Below are 17412 nucleotides of genomic sequence, written 5' to 3' on the forward strand. Positions count from 1 at the left end.
GGCCTTCATTTAAGTAAGGCGTCATCCTGCACAAGAAACAAGAGCAAAGCCGAAATTCAGTGATTTCCTGCCAACTACCGGCGCGGTTCGTTTGGCACGTGGAAAGGCGGGCAATGAAAAAAAATGCCCAAAAGTTAACCGCAGCTACTGCTTTTGAGTTGAGGGCTGCAAACCTGTGCCAGTACGGGACAGTAGCTTTACCTGAGTTTTTGATTCGTTGATGCAGCAGCTTAACCGTTCCCTTTATTTCGAAAACAGCACCGGCCGCATTTGGGAAGAGCCCGGTGGTTTCCTGCGGCTGGAATACCGCGCCGGGGCGCGCGAAATTCTGCAGTTTCGAGCCCTGCTCACGCACCTGGCCCAGGCGCTGGCGCGGCGTAAATGGGAAAAAATACTGGTGGACCAACGCAGCATGGCCCCTTTCAGCGCCACCGAGCAGGACTGGATGACCAACGAATGGCTGCCCCGCGCCGTGCGCGAAAGCGGCTACCGCTACGGCGCCGTGCTGGTGGCCCACGACGTATTTGCCCGCCTCGCCATGAACCAGCTGGTGATGGCCACCCGCACCCTCACCCACACCTACCGCACCTTCGAAGCCGAAGACGCAGCCGTGACGTGGCTCGTGCAGCAGTAGCGCCGCCCAACCCGCAACATATTCGCATAGGGCACCGTTGGCAGGCACACTGACTCTGAACCAATCCGCACCTTTTATATGCTGAAAGCGCTAATTACCGCCCTTCTGCTGGCGGGTACTGCACCTGCCGCTTTTGCCCAAGTGGCTTCTGCCGCCGTTGCGGGTGCCAAAGCTCCTCAGTACGAGCATTGCATTTTGGTGCTCGGTGATGCCTACTATGACGGCAGGGACGTAAAACTGGAGTTTGGGCAGGGCGTGAAAGACGCACCACAAAACCCCGAATTGCTCCAGGCCAATGCCGCCGTTCGCAAGCTGCGTTCGGTGGTGGCGGCGCTGAACTACATGAGCAGTCAGGGCTGGGAGTGCATCAACGTGAGCACCCTGGAAGGTGTGACCGGACACACTGGCTATTTGCTGCGGCGTGCCAGGTAAGCAGGCCCGCGGCTAGCTCACTTTTTCGGCCACTTCGGCGTCCACCTGACCAGCCAGCAGGTCCTCAAAGGTCTGGCGGCGGCGGATGAGGCGCAGCTGCCCGCCTTCGAGCAGCACTTCGGCGGGACGGGTGCGGGAGTTGAAGCTGCTGCTCATCTCAAAGCCGTAGGCACCGGCGTTGTGGAAGGCCAGCAGGTCGTTCTCGCGAATGTCGGGCAGCAGCCGGTCCCAGGCGAAAGTGTCGGTTTCGCAGATGTTGCCCACCACGGTGTACAGCCGCCCGGTGCCCTTGGGGTTGGTCAGGTTGCTGATGTGGTGGTAGCTGTCGTAGAACATGGGCCGAATGAGGTGGTTGAAGCCCGAATTCACGCCGGCAAACACTGTGGCGGTGGTTTGCTTCACCACGGCCACGTTCACCAGCAGGTAGCCGGACTCGCTCACCAGGTACTTGCCGGGCTCAAACCAGCACTCCAGCGGCCGGCCGTATTCTTTCTCGAAGGTCTTGAAGGCCTCGGCTACCTGCATGCCCAGGGCATTCACGTCGGTTTCGGCATCGCCGGGCTTGTAAGGGACTTTAAAGCCTGAGCCCAGGTCCAGAAAGTCCAGCTCGGGGAAGCGGCCCGCGGCGTCGAACAGGATTTCGAGGGCGCGCATGAACACGCCCACGTCCTTGATTTCGGAGCCGGTGTGCATGTGCAAGCCCTTCACGTGCAGGCCGGTGCCCTTCACCACGCGCTCCAGGTGGCGCAGCTGGTGAATGCTGATGCCAAATTTGCTGTCGATGTGGCCGGTTTGAATCTTGTAGTTGCCGCCCGCCTCAATGTGCGGGTTCAGGCGCACGCACACCGGGTAGGAGCCGCCAAACGTGGCCCCGAACCGCTCCAGCAGCGAGATGTTGTCGATGTTGAGGTTCACGCCCAGCTCCTTGGCTTCCACCAGCTCCTCAAACGTCACACTGTTGGGCGTAAACAGGATGTCGCCGGGGGCAAAGCCCACGTGCAGACCCAGCCGCACCTCATTGATACTCACGCAGTCGAGCCCCGAACCCAGGCTGTGAATGTGGCGCAGGATGCTCACGTTGCTCAGCGCCTTGCAGGCGTAAAAAAAGCGCGTTTTATGTCCCGAAAAAGCTTTTACAAGTTTTTCGTACTGACCAGTGATGGTCGCGGAATTATAAACGTAAAGGGGAGTGCCGAACTGGTCGGCAGCGGCGCGCAGCGCATCGTTAATACCAGACATAAGTACAAAAGTAAGGCCCGGTACGAGGAAAACCGGCCATCAGGCTTGGGTTGCGCTCCGCCGGCCGGCACGACATTTTTTTATTAACCATCACCACTGCACTACCCCAACATGTCTACCTCCCAACCCCTGGAAGTATGGCTGCGCGGCCCCCTGCCCCACGTGCCGCCGCTGCTGCAGCCCGTGGCCCATGCCCTGCTGCAGGCCCGCGAGGAACTGAACGCTGCATTGGCCGATTTCCCGCCCGGACTGCTCAACGAGCGGCCCGCCGGCGTGGCGTCCGTGGGCTTCCACCTACAGCACCTGGCCGGCGTGCTCAACCGCCTGCTGACCTACGCCCGCAGCGAGCCTTTGTCGGAGAGCCAGTTCGCCGATTTCAACGCCGAAACCCCACCGCTGCCCCTCACCCCGGATGCAGTGACACGCCTGGTGCAGCGGTTCAATCAGGAGGTCGAAGCGGCGCTACAGCAGTTGAGCATCACTGCTGAAACCAGCTTGGCCGAAGTGCGCGGGGTGGGCCGGGCGCAGGTCCCATCCACCGTCATCGGCATCCTGACGCACGCGGCCGAGCACACCACCAGGCACCTGGGCCAGTTGCTGGTCACGGCCAGGTGGGTGAAAAGCTTGGCTTAAAATGGGTAAAATAAAAAAGTCATGCTGAGCTTGTCGAAGCATGATGCGTGGGGTAGCAAAACAATCGTTGAAAATGGATTATTGACTGCGCGCGAGATGCTTCGACAAGCTCAGTACAACTTTTTTTATCAACACAACGGCCGTTTATCAGCACAACCTTCCCCTCGATTCTACCGCTGCCCAGCGGCTGCCTGCACCCGCGGCTTGCCCCGCTCGTACTGCGCCGGCCAGGGCATTTCTACCCCCAGCTCGTGCGCCGCGAGCAGTGGGAAATAAGGTTCGCGCAGGAACTCGCGGGCCAGCAGCACCAGGTCGGCCTGGCCGTTGGCCAGAATGGCTTCGGCCTCGGCGGGCGTGGTGATGAGGCCCACGGCCCCGGTCATGATGCCTGCTTCTTCGCGGATGCGCCCGGCAAATTCTACCTGGTAGCCGGGGCCCACGGGAATGGGCGCCTTGGGCACGTTGCCGCCCGTGGAGCAGTCAATAAGGTCGACGCCGCGGGTCTTTAGGATGGAGGCCAGCTGCACGGCTTCGTCGGGGTTCCAGCCGCCTTCGGTCCAGTCGGTGGCCGAAATGCGCACGAGGAGCGGCAGGTTTTCGGGCCACACCTCGCGGGTGGCGGCCGTCACTTCCAGCAGCAGGCGGATGCGGTTTTCGAAGGAACCGCCGTATTCATCGGTCCGCAGGTTGCTCAGCGGCGACAGAAACTCGTGCAGCAGGTAGCCGTGGGCCGCGTGCAGCTCCACCACCTGGAACCCCGCCGCCAGGGCACGTACGGCGGCCGCCCGGAAGTCGGCAATGACTTTCTGAATGCCGGCTGCGTCCAGGGCCGTGGGCTGGGGGTAGTTGTCGGCAAAGGCCACGGCGCTGGGTCCTACCACGGGCCAGCCGCCTGCGCTTTCGGGCACGGCTCCTTCGCCAGTCCAGGGGCTGTAAGTGCTGGCTTTGCGGCCGGCGTGGGCCAGCTGAATGCCGGGCACGCTGCCCTGTGCCAGCAGAAAAGCCGTGATGCGCTGGAGCATGGGCACGTGCTCATCTTTCCAGATACCAAGGTCTTCGGGGCTGATGCGGCCCTCCGGCGACACCGCCGCCGCTTCGCTGATGATAAGGCCGGCACCGCCCACGGCCCGCCCGCCCAGGTGCACCAGGTGCCAGTCGGTGGCAAAGCCGTCGACGCTGCTGTACTGGCACATGGGCGATACTGCAATGCGGTTTTTGAGGGTGATACCGCGTAGGGCAAGGGGTTCGAATAGCTTGGGCATCATGTGATTTTTAATGGTTGCGAAGCTTTATCAACCCATTTCTTGGGCTTGGGGTTATGGCAGCACGGCGAACTGAAAGACAGCAATTACAGCCCGCAAAATTTGCATTTCCCGAACTCCTGCCTACCTTGCCAACGCATTCATCCACTACAGATGCTCCAGACGCGCTACTTCTTCGGCTATTATACTTTCTACGCCACCGCGTAGAACGAGCCGCCGTTTGTAGTTAATCCTCAGACAATTCCAGCGCCGCTCGTTCATCGGGAAGGCGCTTTTTTAATGCCCGTTCATTACATGGTATCCACGCAGAAGTTCTTCTTTGGTTACGGTTATTACTCCTTCTGTCTGAAGAAGCCGGCCCGCTGTTGCCAGTGTTAACCACCACACTCGCTGCCAACAACACCAGGGCCCCGCACAACGGAGGCCCTTTTTTATTGCCCAATCTCATTCAGCACCATGCCCACACACGTCTCCATTCAGGGTTTTCAGGGAAGCTTCCACGAAGTGGCCGCCCGCCAGTATTTCGGGGCCGGGCCGGCGCTGCTGCCCTGCGCCACCTTCGCCGCCGTGGTGGCCCACGTGGTGCAGGGCACCGCTGGAGCCGGCCTGATGGCCATGGAGAATTCGCTGGCTGGCAGCATTCTGCCCAACTACCTGCTGCTGGAGCGCCACGCCGTGCGGGTAACGGGCGAGGTGTACCTGCCCATCCACCAGCACCTGCTGGCGTTGCCCGGCACCACGCTGGCCGACGTGCGGGCGGTGCACTCGCACCCCATGGCCCTGCGCCAGTGCGGCGAGTTTCTGGACCAGCACCCGCACTGGAAGCTGGTGGAAACCGACGACACCGGCCACAGCGCCCAATTGCTGGCCGAAACCCGCACGCCCGGCGTTGCCGTGGTGGCCGGCGCCCAGGCCGCCGAGCAGTTTGGCCTCCAAATCCTGGCGCCCGCCATTCACGACGACCCGCACAACTACACCCGTTTCCTGGTGCTGGAACGTACCACCAACGTGCAGCCCGACCCACAGGCCAACAAAGCCTCCCTCTATTTCTACACCAGTCATGCGCCCGGCAGCTTGGCGCAGGTGCTCACCCGCGTGGCCACGCACGGCCTCAACCTGAGCAAGCTGCAGTCGTGCCCGCGCCCCAGCCAACCCTGGCACTACGGCTTTCATGCCGATGTTGAGTTTGAAACAACGACGCAGTTGGCTGCTTTACTGGCTGATTTAGCCGCCGTAACTGCGGAGTTGCGCGTGCTGGGCACCTACCGCCGCGGGCAGTGGCACACCGCGCCCACCGAAATTCCGGTAATCTCTACAGCAGCGCAATTGGCTTAAAAATCATGACGACTACTTCAGAAACCCCAATGCAAGTGCCCGTTGCCAGCCGCCTGGCTCACACCGGCGAATACTACTTCTCGCGCAAGCTGCGCGAGCTGGCGGCCCTCAACGCGGCCGGGGCCAACATCATCAACCTGGGCATCGGCAGTCCCGATTTGCCGCCGCACCCCAGCGTGACCGCCGCGCTCACGGCCACCGCCGCGCTACCCAACGCCCACGGCTACCAGGGCTACCAAGGCACCCCGGCCCTGCGCGGCGCCATGGCAGATTTCTACCAGCGCCACTACGACGTGGCCCTGGACCCGGCCAGCGAGATTATGCCGCTGCTGGGCTCCAAGGAGGGCTTGATGCACGTGGCCATGACGTTTCTTGAAGCCGGCGACGCCGTGCTGATTCCCAATCCCGGCTACCCGACGTACCGCGCCGTGGCCGAAATATGTGGGGCCGAAGTGCGCGAGTACGACCTCACGGCCGCCACCGGCTGGCTGCCAGATTTGGAGGCGCTGGCCCGCACCGACCTCTCGCGGGTGAAACTGATGCTGGTGAACTACCCGCACATGCCCACCGGCACGGCCGCCGACCTGCCTTTCCTCACGCGCCTCGTGGCCTTTGCCCGCCAGCACGAAATCCTGCTTGTGCACGACAATCCGTACGGATTCATTCTCAACGAAACGCCGCCCATCAGCCTGCTGGCCGTGCCCGGCGCCCGCGAAGTAGCCCTGGAGCTGAACTCGCTGAGCAAATCGCACAACCTGGCCGGTTGGCGGGTGGGCATGCTGGTGGGCCGCGCCGACTTGCTGGCCGACGTACTCCGCTTCAAAAGCAACATGGATTCGGGCATGTTCCTAGGGGTGCAGCAGGCGGCGGTGGCGGCCCTGGCACTGGGGGCCGACTGGTTTTCGGAGCTGAATGCTACCTACCGCGCCCGGCGCGAGCTGGTGGTGGAGCTGCTGCGCGCCCTGGGCTGCGCGCCTGCGCCGGGCCAGGTGGGCCTGTTCATCTGGGCCGCCGTGCCCGCCGAATTCGCCGATGGCTATGCCCTGAGCGATGCCGTGCTGGCCCAGGCCCGGGTGTTTCTCACACCGGGCGGCATCTTCGGCAGCAACGGCAATGGCTACATCCGCGTCAGCCTCTGCCAGCCCGAAACGGTGCTGCGCGAGGCGCTGGAGCGGCTAACAATCAGTAAGAACGGTCATGCTGAGCTTGCCGAAGCATCTCTACCGCAGTAGTAATTAATGCTGATTTAACGAAGCGGTAGAGATGCTTCGGCAAGCTCAGCATGACCGTTCTTTTGTCAAAAATTCTAATAAAATCAGATGAACGTTACCATTATCGGTCTGGGCCTCATCGGCGGCTCGCTGGCGCTCAGCCTGCGCCACCACGGCCTGGCGCACCGCCTCGTGGGAGTAGAAGCCAGCGAACCACACGCCCGCCGGGCCTTGGAGCTGGGTCTGGTGGATGAAATAGAAGCCGACCTGGTCACCGCCGTGCACCGGGCCGATTTGATTGTGGTGGCCGTGCCCATGGACGCCATGGTAGCCGTGCTGCCGCCGGTACTCGACGCCACTACCGCGCACCAGGTGGTTATCGACGTGGGTTCTACCAAGCAGGCGCTGCTGGCAGCCGTGGCCGGCCATCCCAACCGAGGCCGCTTTGTGGCCGTACACCCCATGGCGGGCACCGAGCATTCCGGCCCCGAAGCTGCCATAAACGGCCTGTTTGAGGGCAAAACCGTGGTGCTGTGCGACACCGCCAACAGCGACCCCGACGCCGTGCGCGTGGTGGAGCAGCTGTTTCACGCGCTGCCCATGCGCCTGCTCTACCTCAACGGCGCCGACCACGACCTGCACACGGCCTACGTGTCGCACATCTCGCACATCACCTCCTTTGCCCTGGCCCTCACGGTGCTCGAAAAGGAGAAGGAAGAACAGCGCATCTTCGACCTGGCCAGCGGTGGTTTCGAGTCCACGGTGCGGCTGGCCAAGAGCTCACCGGCAACCTGGGTGCCCATTTTTCGTCAAAACCGGCTGAATGTGCTCGATGTGCTGGATGAGCATTTGCACCAGCTCCAGCAACTGCGCGAGCTGCTGGCACAGGAAAACTATCAGGCCCTCACCGACAAAATTCAGCAAGCCAACCACATCCGCAAAATCCTGCCGTGAATTGTAATGCAAACCATCAGAAAACAACGTCATGCCGAGCGCAGCCGAGGCATCTCGCGTGCCACCACCAATTTTTAACGATTGGATTACTACCGCACGCGAGATGCCTCGGCTGCGCTCGGCATGACGTTCTAAAACCTTAAAAATCAACCCCATGATACCAACGATGAAATCCGCGCTGTTTAACCGGCAGCCCGACGACAAGCCCTTCCTGATTTCGGGCCCCTGCTCGGCCGAAACCGAAGAACAGGTGATTGACACCTGCCAGCGGCTGGCCGCCACCGGCAAGGTGCAGGCCCTGCGCGCCGGCATCTGGAAACCGCGCACCAAGCCCGGCATGTTTGAGGGCGTGGGCACCAAGGGCCTGCCGTGGCTGAAAAAAGCCAGCGAGCTCACCGGCCTGCCCATCGCCGTGGAAGTAGCCACCGCCAAGCACGTAGAAGACTGCCTGGCCTTCGGCGTCGATATTTTGTGGGTGGGCGCGCGCACCACCGGCAACCCGTTTTCGGTGCAGGAAATAGCCAATGCCCTGCGTGGTGTGGACGTGCCGGTACTGGTAAAAAACCCCATTCACCCCGAGCTGGAGCTGTGGGTGGGCGCCGTGGAGCGCCTGCAAAAAGCCGGTTTGCAGCACGTGGGTCTCATTCATCGGGGCTTTTCGAGCTACGGCAACACCGATTTTCGCAACGCGCCGATGTGGCACCTGCCCATTGAGATGAAGCGCCGCATGCCCGAAATGCCGCTGCTCTGCGACCCCAGCCACATTTGTGGCCGGCGCGACACGCTGGCCGCCGTGGCCCAGCAGGCCCTCAACCTGGGCTTCGATGGCAACATGATTGAAAGCCACATCGACCCCGACAACGCCTGGAGCGACGCCAAGCAGCAAATCACCCCGGAGGTGCTGCGCGACCTGATTGAAGGCCTGGTGTGGCGCCACGAAACCACCAACGAGCGCGAGTTCCTGACGGCCCTGGCCAGCTTCCGCGAGCAAATCAATCAGCTCGATGCCGAAGTGATGCAGCTGCTGGGCCGCCGCATGGCCGTGGCCGAGAAAATCGGGCAGTACAAAAAAGAAAACGACATCACCATCCTGCAAACCGCCCGCTGGAACGAGGTGCTGGAGCGCGCCACCCGCCAGGGCTCGGCTGTGGGCCTCTCCACCGATTTTGTAGAGCAATACCTCGCTGCAGTGCACTTGGAGTCCATCAACCGCCAGAGCCGGATAATGGAGTAGCGCTGAGAAGCCGCGGCCGCTTAGGTAGCTGCATTTTTTTTGTGCTTAACCACTGTCGAGCAAGCCCTGTAGCAACGGCCTGGTTCTGAATTTTGTACCGGCAGTAATGGTTGAATGCCGTGCGTCGCAAATGCTACAAAAAAGCTATACGGTTCAGTATAGGCATTTTTTTGTAGCATTTGCTCTTCAGATTGAGTAAATTAGAGTGCCTGAAGGCCCAGACTCAGGAGCGTCTTTTTTCTCACCTAAAATTTTTGTGCCATGGCCATTCAAAAGTATCAGGACTCTTTTGGCGACATGATGCCGCAGAGTTTTACGACTATGCTCGACCGGTTCTTTCAGGATTCGATGGCAGGCCGGGGGCGGGTCAGCACGTTTTCGCCGCAGGTTGACGCCTACGAAACCGACAAGGGCTACGAAATAGAAGTTTCGTTGCCCGGCCTCAAGCAAGAGGATATCAAGGTGGATTTTCAGCAGGGCCGACTTACCATTTCCGGGGAGAGGCAGTTCAAAAACGAGCAAACGGACCGCCGCTACCACATTGTGGAAAGCTCCTATGGTTCGTTTCAGCGCTCGTTTCAGTTGCCCAATACCGTGGAGCCCCGTCACATTCAGGCCCAGTTTGAAGACGGAGTGCTGCGCGTGCTGGTGCCCAAAGACGAACAAAAAACCATGCGCCATCAGATTCAAATCCAGGGCCAACAAGGCACCCAGGCCAACGGTCAGCCAGCCGGCCGCATGAACCAGCCAGCCAACGATGTGCCAGTGCAAAACAGTACCGATGAAAAGCAAGGCAATAGCGCCTTAGAAGGCGCACTCATTCATTAGTCTTGTGCTTGTTTTATACTGTTGGTATATAAAAAGGCGCCTCGATTTGCACGAGGCGCCTTTTTTGTGTGCTTGTGTGCGCTTGCTGGTCTACCAGATTACGGCTCGTTCCGCCACGGAGCGGGTCATTTTATCACCTTCTTTGCACCCAAACGCTTGCTGAAACTGCGGCATGTTCATGAGCGGGCCAATGGTGCGGTACTGGCCGGGGGAGTGCGGGTCCGTCAGGATTTGCTGGCGCAATGCCTCGGGGCGAATGTTGGTGCGGCGCAGTTGGGCCCAGCTCAGGAAGTAGCGCTGCTCGGGCGTGAAGCCGTCGTATTTCGGGCGCGGCCCGTTGCCGTAGCGTTGCTGCAATTGCTTCTGCAGGGCGCCGTATACCACGGTGAGGCCCGCAAAATCGGCCAGGTTCTCGCCCATGGTCAGCTTGCCGTTCACGTGCACCGAGTCGAGGGGCGAGAAGGCGTCGTACTGCTGGCCCACTACGTTGGCGCGCTTCGTAAACTCGGCCGCGTCGGCGGGCGTCCACCAGTCGCGCAGGTTGCCCTCGGAGTCGTACTGCCGGCCTTGGTCGTCGAAGCCGTGGGTCATCTCGTGGCCCATCACCCCGCCAATGGCGCCGTAGTTCATGGCGTCGTCGGCCTTGGGGTCGAAGAACGGCGGCTGCAGGTAGCCGGCCGGAAACACAATTTCGTTTAGCGGCGGGTTGTAGTAAGCGTTGATGGTGGGCGGCGTCATGCCCCACTCGTTGCGGTCTATCGGCCCGCCAAATTTGGCGGTCTCGCGCTTATTGTTCCACTGCCGCGCGGCCAGCACGTTTTTCAAGTAGCTCTCCCGGCTGATATTCAGGGCCGAATAGTCCTTATGGCGGCGCGCAGCGCGGCCTTGTCGCGCACGGCCGCCAGCCGGTCCAGCTCCGGTTTTAGCTGCCCGATGCCGGCCTTCTGTATGGCCATCGTGTCCATGGCGGCGGCGTAGAAATCGCCCACTTTCTGAGCGTTGCTGCCGGGCGCGGCCGTGCGGTTGGCCGCCGCGTCTTCCAGAATGCGGCGCAGCGTTTCCTGCGTGCGGTTGCCCAGCAGGTTGCGCGGCCCCCAGCTGCTGGCGTAATTCGGCACGGGGTTGTTCTTCAGCCAGTTGCCGCCCGAAAACTGAAAGAAGTCGTCGCAGGGGTTCACCGTGCGGTCCAGGTCGGCCATGTCGAGGCCCACGCCGGCGGGGTCGGCCGGGGCGGCCGCCACCGTTGTGGCGGGCGTGGTGGTGGCCACGGGAGTGGGCTTGGCGCCGGCGCAGCCGGCCAGGGCCAGCGCGCCAGCCGGCAGCCAGGGGTGCGAGTGCAGTTTGTTCATCGGGATGGAAAGTCAGGTTTGCCAGCGCAAAGTAGAAAGAAGCCGGGGCCCGGAATGAATCGCGAGCACAAAAAGCCGTTGCTTCAACAGCAGCGGCTTTTTTGCAAAATCATAACCCGACAAAAGGCGGCGGTTAGCGGGCGTTCGTCTTATACGAATCAGAGATGAAGTTCCCCTGCGCATCGAACAGCAGATAACCCGGCCGCCGGCCCAGCACAATCTCGGCTTGGTAGCGCGGCTCCCCACCATTCACGCCCGGTACTTCGCTCACGCCCAGCAACCGGGCCTCGGGGTAGGTTTTGGTGATGTAGGCCAGGGCCGAGCGGCCAGGTAGGCCACGGTTTTGGGCGTTTCGGCCGTGGCCGGTGCTGGCGTTACCGCTCCGTATTTGTCATTGAAAGCCCGCACCTCAGGCGCGCCTTGGTTTTCCTTGGTCGTGATAAGAATAACACCTTCGCTCCCGGCGTCGCCGGCCAGCTGGCGCGCGCGCTCACCCTTGAGCACATTGACGGAAGCAATGCTGTTGGGGTTGATGGCATTGAGGTCCGCACTAGTCCGCTTGCCGTCAACGTAAACAATTGGCGGTGTAGCAGCTGCCTGGCCCACAGAAGCCGAAAGGGCTTTGGTAACAACTGCTTCAGTGGGCGAGGTAGGTGCTTGGCGCTGGCTGGTGGGCTTGGAAGCCTGCACGGGCTGCTCGGCCTCGTTGAAATACAGCTGAGTACGCCGGTCACCTTCTTTCACGGCGGCCAGGTATTTAACAAAAGGAGCCTTAGCGCTGGCTTTGTTACTGATGGCCCAGCTCACCAGCTTGGCTTTTGGATACGTTTTGGCAATGTAGGCCTTGATGCCGGAGGGCAGCTGGTTTTTGGCCGGACCCGCAGCGGGGCCTAATTCAACCTTGAGGTGCAGGTCCTGCGCCCCCGCCGCATCAACTTTTTTATTCAAGGCCAGCACATCGGCCCGGCTACGGTTTTTGTTGGTCGTGACAACATGAACTACATCAGCGCTGATGTCCTCGCCAAATACTTGTTGTACCTGGCTGCCTTTAAGAACTTTCATCGTTGCTATCCCCACAAAAAAAGCATCGTCGCCCACCAGTTCATTTGTTAGCTGGCCATCCACGCAGTAGACAAGGGCAGGGGTAGCCGCCTGGTCAGACGCAGCCCGCACAGCAGCCGGCACCACCGGCCCGGCTCCCTGCGCCTGCGTCGCCGAAAAGCCCAGTGCCAGGGCCAGCACCAACGGCCCGGCCACAATGTAGCGGGCCAACTGCCCGGTCGAAGAAAGCGGAGTATTCATCATGGCAACGCGGTTTTTGAGGGTGGGAAATGTGAAATGAGAAACCAGGGAAGGCCCAGCCACGCCGTGGCTCAGGCGCAGCAGGCTGTATTGGTAGGCCCGGCGGTCGAGGCCGGTTTGCAGAGCGGCGTGGTCGGCCAGGTACTCCAGGTTGTCGAGCAGGGCGCGGCGCAGCAGCCACGCGGCCGGGTTGCACCAGGCCAGGGCCTGCGCCACCTGGGCCAGCAGCACGTCCAGGGTGTGCCACTGCTGCACGTGCACCTGCTCGTGGCGCAGCACGGCGGCCAACTCCGGGGCCGGGTGCCGGGCCGGGTTGAGGTAAATGGTTCGCCAGAATGAGAACGGGCTTATGGCCCCTGCCAGCGTGCGCACCGGCTGCCCCTGCAGCACGGCCGGCTGCGAGCCGCGCCGCACCCGCCACAACGAAAGCAGCTGCAGCAGCAGCCGGGCCAGCAGCACCACCGCGCCGCCGGCGTACAGCGCCAGGCCCACGGCCTCCCAGTCGATTGGCGCCGCCACCGTCACTGGGGCCACTTCGCTCGGCCCGCCAGTGGCCGCCAGCACCGTAAGCGCTACCGGCAGGCTTGCTGCTTCCGGAAACAGCGCTGGCAGGAGCAGCACCGGGTAAACGGCCGCAAACACCAGCGCAAATAGCAGGTAAAAACGATTGAGCGTGAAGAACGTGAGCCGGCGCAGCAGCCCGAAATACGCCACCGCAAACAGCAGCAGTGCCACGTTGGCCTTCAGCAGGTAGAGCAGGGTGGGAGCCATGGCTACTGGGCTTTTTTGCTTTCGATGAGCTTGATAATCTCCTGCAAATCAGCAGCGCTGATTTTCTCCTCCTGCGCGAAAAACGACACCAAGTCTTTGTAGGAATTCTGGAAGTGCTGCTGCACCAGCGTGCCCAGTGAGCGGCGCTGGTAGTCGTCGGCCGACACCAGGGGCGCGAAGCGGAATGAATTACCCAGCTTTTCGGCGCGCACGTAGCCCTTGCGTTCCAGGTTGCGGAGCGTGCTGGCCAGCGTGGTGTAGGGCGGGCGCGGGGCGGGCAAGCCCTCCAGTATTTCCTTCACGAAGCCCCCGCTGGGCAGGGGCCAGAGCACGCGCAGGGCGTCTTCTTCGGGCTGGGTGAGGCGTTCCATAAGAATTGATACGGTGTGTTTACGATTGTGTCGTAATTCTACGAGTAATTCGTAATAAGAAAAAATTTAATCTCCTGAGAATATTTCAAAATCAACAAAAAAGCCTTTTTCACTACGAAAAAGGCTTTTTTTGTAAAGAAAAAAAATTAATGGCGCAGGCACCCTTGGTCGCCCTCAGGGCGATGGGGTTAGTACCGGACTTTATCCGTCTGCTGAATTTGCAGCCAGCGGATGGCGGCCCCTTCGTCGCCAAAAAAGGAAATGGCGTACGGCTTGTCATCATAGGCCTGGGCCGAAATATAATCCGGCTGGTTGATGATGGACTCGTGCAAGGCCGGGCCCACGAGGTAGGCCACAAACAAGCGGCCGCCCAGGCGTTGCGCCGTTTCCGGGAAATACTTACTGAGCAGCCACTGCGTGGTGGCGGGGTCGTTGAGGGTGCGGCGGCGAATGTCCTGCAGCCAGAACCGGGACTGCTTCTCAAAGGCCACATCGGTCATGTGCTGGTACACGGCCGGCAGCTCGCGCGGGTCGGGCTGGTATCCCCAGCGGCCCACCATAATGTCGAGGTCGGCGCGGTGAGAGAAGTCGAGGAGAGGTGCAGGGAGTTCCGAGGACATGAGTAAAGGCAGGTATTGGGGCAAATTACGCAGGATATCAAGCCGAAGCGTACCGGCGCATTCGGCTAGTGTACGGGCACGGCTTCGGCGGGGGCAATGCCGGCCTCTACCGGTGGGTGCCGGCGCAGGGAGCGCACCGCCAGGGCCACGCTGGCCAGCGTGAGCACCGCCCCCAGCAGAAAGGGCGCGCCGGGGAACTGCACCGGCGCCGTGGGCCGCGTGAAATAGCCAAATAAGTACGTCATCAGCAGGGGCCCCACCACGCCCGTGGCGCTGATGAGGCTGGTGAGCGAGCCCTGTAGCTCGCCCTGTTCCGTGGCCGGCACCTGCCCCGAAATGGTGCCCTGCAGCGCCGGCCCGGCCAGACCGCCCAGGCAATAGGGCGCCAGAAATACCAGCATGAGCCAGCCGCTGGGAGCAAACGCAAACAGCACGAAGCCCACCGCGTAGCACGAGAGCCCAATGATAATGGCCCGCGCCGCGCCCAGCTTCGGAATGGCCACCCGCACCAGCCCCCCCTGCACCAGCCCCGAAAACAGCCCCACCACCGCCAGCGAGATGCCCACCAGCTTTTCGGTCCAGCCAAACTTGTACATGGTGTAAAACGACCAGACCGACTGCGTGGCCGAGCCCGCCAGGTAAATGAGCACCAGCGAAGCCACCAGCCCCAGCACCGCCGGGTAGTTGCGCAGCCGCAGCAGCGAGGCCACGGGGTTGGCCCGGCGCCACTCAAACGCCCGCCGCTTATCGGCCGGCAATGACTCGGGCAGCACAAAGTAACCGTACAAGAAGTTGCACAGGCTGAGCCCCGCCGCTACCATAAACGGCACCCGCGAGCCAAAATCGGCCAGCAAGCCGCCCACCGCCGGCCCAATGATAAAACCCATGCCGAAGGCCGCGCCCACCAGCCCAAAATTCTGGGCCCGCTTCTCGGGCGTGCTGATATCGGCGATGTAGGCGGTGGCCGTGGTGAAGCTGGCCCCTGTGATGCCCGCAATCACGCGGCCCACAAACAGCCAGGTCAGGGTGGGCGCAAAGCTCAGAAAGATATAGTCCAGGCCCAGGCCCAGCAACGCCGCCAGCAGCACTGGCCGCCGCCCCAGCTTGTCGCTCAGCCCGCCTATCACCGGCGCAAAACAAAACTGTGCCGCCGCGTAGGCAAACGTGAGCCAGCCCGAGTACTCCGATGCCCGGCTTAGCCCCTCGCCCGTGAGCTGCTGAATGAGCTTGGGCACCACTGGAATGATAATGCCCAGCCCAATAACGTCAATCAGAATGGTGACGAAAATGAAGCCAAGGGCAGGAGAGCGTTTATCAGACATTCGAAAAAACCAGGAAACGGAAAGGAGGAATAAGGCCCGGTGCAATAGCCGGAGCCGGCACGTGAGCTTAAGCGCTAAGCCACGTAATGGCCGCATTTTCTTCCGTAAACCGCTCGGCAACGTAGGGCTTGTCAGCAAAATATGCCAGGGTCGGAAAAGCCGCGTCGGCAGCTTCATCGCGCAGGTAAACGGGCGCCAGGAGGTAGGCCAGCCGGGTGCGGCCCCCCAGCCGGGGTTCCAACTGCGGCAGCCAGGTGGTCAGCATCCAGTGGGCGCCTACCTGGTGGGTGTTTTGCCGTCGGCGCACGTCCAGCAGCCAGCGGCGGCAGCTGCCTACCTGGGCAGCATCGAGCAAGAGCTGGTAGCCGAGCTGCATTTCCGGCAACTCAACGGGGCGCAGCCACCGGCCCACCAGCAAGTCCAGGTCGGCTCGGTAGCTGATTTCCAGAAAGTCCTGCACCAGGATGGGGTTCATGCGCGGCAAGCAAATAATAGCGGGCCCCAAAGGTACGGGATAGCCCTGCCGCCTGCCAATGCCACGAAAACCGCTGGGCGGATTTGGCGCGGGCGGCTGTCGGTGCTTCTGGTTTTGTGCGTTTGTCGCGTCGTGGCGTTGCCAGCGGGGGGGGCTACACGGGGGCGCTGGCACCCAGGGCTGCCAAGGGCAGCGGCCCCGAATCCACGATGCGCTGCTGGGCGCTCAGGCCCACGTCCAGCAGGTCCTGAATCAGGCCTTCGCCAATGGTTTCGCGCGTGTAGGTGTCGTTGCTGGTGCTTACCACCAGCACCGGGCGCTCGGGCAGGGCCACCAAGGTAGCCCGCCGGTCAATCTCAATCGGGAACACGGGCGCGCACAGTATCAGCCGGGTATAGTCCACGGTGTTGCCGGCCAGCCAGCGGCAAGCTGCGGCTGCCCCGTGCCCAAAGCCAATGACCGTGACCGGTGTGCCCGGGGCACACCGGGCCAGCACTTCCTGGGTCAGCGCATTGAGGTAAGTGGCGAGGTCCGCCAGGTCGGCTAGCAGCGAATCGGGGGCAAACCACGCGGCACCGGTGCGCGAGGCCGCGCCATCGGCGGGGGCAAGGGCGTGGCGGCTCAGGGCCTCGGGCAACAGCAGCAGGCGCTCGGGGGTGTCGAGGTTGCGGAGCTGCTCAACCAGGTTGGCAAGGGGTTGGTCGTGGCCGTGCAGGCACACCCATACCTGCTCAATGGCGGGTCCGGGCTCGCCCAGGCTGATGTAACGGGCGGTGCGCGGCGTGGTGAAGAAAAGAGGAGTCATTCGTCAACGTGAAATCAAGGGTGAGCGCCCGGTGTACGGCCGCTGGCGGTTCGTAGGTGGCCCAGGGGGCAGGCCCCTGCCGGAAGCGGTGCCCGCTGGCCCGCGTCCTGGGCGTGCTGATACCGGCAATATAGGCACTTGGCGAGAGCAGTGCCGCAGCACTGGCAATCGTGCTATGCTGTGCCAGTGCTGCTCAAGAGGGAACGGCCAGGCCAGATTTGGCTCGCGAGCGGGTTCACTCACTGCGGGGCGGCCCACCGTCACCAGCGTCTGCCTATTGCCCTGGTTCTATCTATTTACTGATGATTACCGTATGATGGGGCACTCCTGAGTTTTCGGGACCTTTGGCTGCACTTATTCATTTCAACAAATCTTATGAACCAGAAACGCACTTTTGGCACTATTCTCACCATTTTGGGCATCATTGGCATCATCGTCGGGGCCCTTGCCTTTTTGGGCATTGGCAGCATCGGCCTCAGCAAGATGAATTCTGCGGTTCCGTTTGTGGTGGGTCTTATCTTCTTTCTGGCCGGCATCAATCTGGTGAAGACCACCGGCGACCGAACCTAGCGCCGGTCATTAGAAAAATACTCGTCTGGTAGTCAGTGGCTCACTGGCTACGGGCGGGTTTTTAC

General features: G+C 61.8%; 20 protein-coding genes. 9 read left to right on the forward strand and 11 right to left on the reverse strand.

What is annotated here, in order from left to right:
- Positions 1–220: 220 nt before the first annotated feature.
- Both BEN48_RS08575 and BEN48_RS08580 read left to right on the forward strand, forming a co-directional pair.
- The gene (locus BEN48_RS08575) at positions 221–634 is read left to right on the forward strand and encodes a hypothetical protein (RefSeq protein WP_070734169.1); all 414 of its coding nucleotides are present in this window, start codon (positions 221–223) and stop codon (positions 632–634) included.
- A 78-nt stretch (positions 635–712) separates the two neighbouring features.
- Positions 713–1066, forward strand: coding sequence for a hypothetical protein (locus BEN48_RS08580; RefSeq protein WP_070734170.1), 354 nt, complete (start codon positions 713–715; stop codon positions 1064–1066).
- Between the two features lie 12 nt (positions 1067–1078).
- Here the strand turns inward: BEN48_RS08580 and lysA are convergent, their stop codons facing one another.
- Entirely contained in the window at positions 1079–2305 is a 1227-nt protein-coding gene (lysA, locus tag BEN48_RS08585) for a diaminopimelate decarboxylase (protein WP_070734171.1), read from the reverse strand.
- A gap of 111 nt (positions 2306–2416) precedes the next feature.
- Between lysA and BEN48_RS08590 the strand changes: the two genes are divergently transcribed.
- Complete coding sequence (locus BEN48_RS08590; RefSeq protein ID WP_070734172.1) at positions 2417–2938, forward strand: DinB family protein; 522 nt, start codon at positions 2417–2419, stop codon at positions 2936–2938.
- Between the two features lie 170 nt (positions 2939–3108).
- Here the strand turns inward: BEN48_RS08590 and BEN48_RS08595 are convergent, their stop codons facing one another.
- Positions 3109–4200, reverse strand: a complete 1092-nt coding sequence (locus tag BEN48_RS08595) for an NADH:flavin oxidoreductase/NADH oxidase (RefSeq protein ID WP_070734237.1) — start codon at positions 4198–4200, stop codon at positions 3109–3111.
- Between the two features lie 456 nt (positions 4201–4656).
- Between BEN48_RS08595 and BEN48_RS08600 the strand changes: the two genes are divergently transcribed.
- The 5 genes from BEN48_RS08600 (at position 4657) to BEN48_RS08620 (ending at position 9762) form a co-directional block, all read left to right on the forward strand.
- Positions 4657–5535: a prephenate dehydratase gene (locus tag BEN48_RS08600; protein WP_070734173.1), complete on the forward strand. Its 879-nt coding sequence runs from the start codon at positions 4657–4659 to the stop codon at positions 5533–5535.
- Positions 5536–5540: 5 nt separating this feature from the next.
- Positions 5541–6767 carry a pyridoxal phosphate-dependent aminotransferase gene (locus BEN48_RS08605; RefSeq protein ID WP_241502218.1) on the forward strand — a complete coding sequence of 409 codons (1227 nt, stop codon included), beginning with the start codon at positions 5541–5543 and terminating at the stop codon, positions 6765–6767.
- Between the two features lie 87 nt (positions 6768–6854).
- Positions 6855–7700, forward strand: coding sequence for a prephenate dehydrogenase (locus tag BEN48_RS08610; RefSeq protein ID WP_070734175.1), 846 nt, complete (start codon positions 6855–6857; stop codon positions 7698–7700).
- Positions 7701–7854: 154 nt separating this feature from the next.
- Entirely contained in the window at positions 7855–8934 is a 1080-nt protein-coding gene (locus tag BEN48_RS08615) for a chorismate mutase (RefSeq protein ID WP_206599833.1), read from the forward strand.
- 261 nt (positions 8935–9195) lie between these two features.
- Positions 9196–9762: an Hsp20/alpha crystallin family protein gene (locus BEN48_RS08620; RefSeq protein ID WP_070734177.1), complete on the forward strand. Its 567-nt coding sequence runs from the start codon at positions 9196–9198 to the stop codon at positions 9760–9762.
- Positions 9763–9852: 90 nt separating this feature from the next.
- On the opposite strand, the gene BEN48_RS19710 is transcribed toward BEN48_RS08620, so the two are convergent.
- The 9 genes from BEN48_RS19710 to BEN48_RS08660 form a co-directional block, all read right to left on the reverse strand.
- Positions 9853–10578, reverse strand: coding sequence for a M13-type metalloendopeptidase (locus BEN48_RS19710; protein ID WP_241502223.1), 726 nt, complete (start codon positions 10576–10578; stop codon positions 9853–9855).
- A 29-nt stretch (positions 10579–10607) separates the two neighbouring features.
- Entirely contained in the window at positions 10608–11111 is a 504-nt protein-coding gene (locus tag BEN48_RS19715; protein ID WP_070734179.1) for a hypothetical protein, read from the reverse strand.
- Between the two features lie 133 nt (positions 11112–11244).
- On the reverse strand, positions 11245–11382 hold the full coding sequence (locus BEN48_RS19095) for a hypothetical protein (RefSeq protein ID WP_158010132.1): 138 nt from the start codon (positions 11380–11382) through the stop codon (positions 11245–11247).
- Positions 11379–13184, reverse strand: a complete 1806-nt coding sequence (locus tag BEN48_RS08635; protein ID WP_070734180.1) for a M56 family metallopeptidase — start codon at positions 13182–13184, stop codon at positions 11379–11381. Before BEN48_RS08635 ends, BEN48_RS19095 begins: the two co-directional genes overlap by 4 nt.
- A gap of 2 nt (positions 13185–13186) precedes the next feature.
- The gene (locus BEN48_RS08640) at positions 13187–13555 is read right to left on the reverse strand and encodes a BlaI/MecI/CopY family transcriptional regulator (RefSeq protein WP_070734181.1); all 369 of its coding nucleotides are present in this window, start codon (positions 13553–13555) and stop codon (positions 13187–13189) included.
- 188 nt (positions 13556–13743) lie between these two features.
- Positions 13744–14175 carry a hypothetical protein gene (locus BEN48_RS08645; protein WP_070734182.1) on the reverse strand — a complete coding sequence of 144 codons (432 nt, stop codon included), beginning with the start codon at positions 14173–14175 and terminating at the stop codon, positions 13744–13746.
- A 65-nt stretch (positions 14176–14240) separates the two neighbouring features.
- Positions 14241–15497 carry a TCR/Tet family MFS transporter gene (locus BEN48_RS08650; protein WP_070734183.1) on the reverse strand — a complete coding sequence of 419 codons (1257 nt, stop codon included), beginning with the start codon at positions 15495–15497 and terminating at the stop codon, positions 14241–14243.
- Between the two features lie 67 nt (positions 15498–15564).
- Positions 15565–15972: a hypothetical protein gene (locus tag BEN48_RS08655; protein ID WP_070734184.1), complete on the reverse strand. Its 408-nt coding sequence runs from the start codon at positions 15970–15972 to the stop codon at positions 15565–15567.
- Between the two features lie 154 nt (positions 15973–16126).
- Positions 16127–16777 (reverse strand): hypothetical protein, encoded by a 651-nt coding sequence (locus tag BEN48_RS08660; RefSeq protein ID WP_070734185.1) that lies wholly within the window; start codon positions 16775–16777, stop codon positions 16127–16129.
- A 375-nt stretch (positions 16778–17152) separates the two neighbouring features.
- Here BEN48_RS08660 and BEN48_RS08665 point away from each other — a divergent pair, with 375 nt between their 5' ends.
- Entirely contained in the window at positions 17153–17347 is a 195-nt protein-coding gene (locus BEN48_RS08665) for a hypothetical protein (protein WP_070729251.1), read from the forward strand.
- Positions 17348–17412: the final 65 nt, after the last annotated feature.

Source organism: Hymenobacter glacialis, assembly GCF_001816165.1.
GTDB lineage: Bacteria > Bacteroidota > Bacteroidia > Cytophagales > Hymenobacteraceae > Hymenobacter > Hymenobacter glacialis.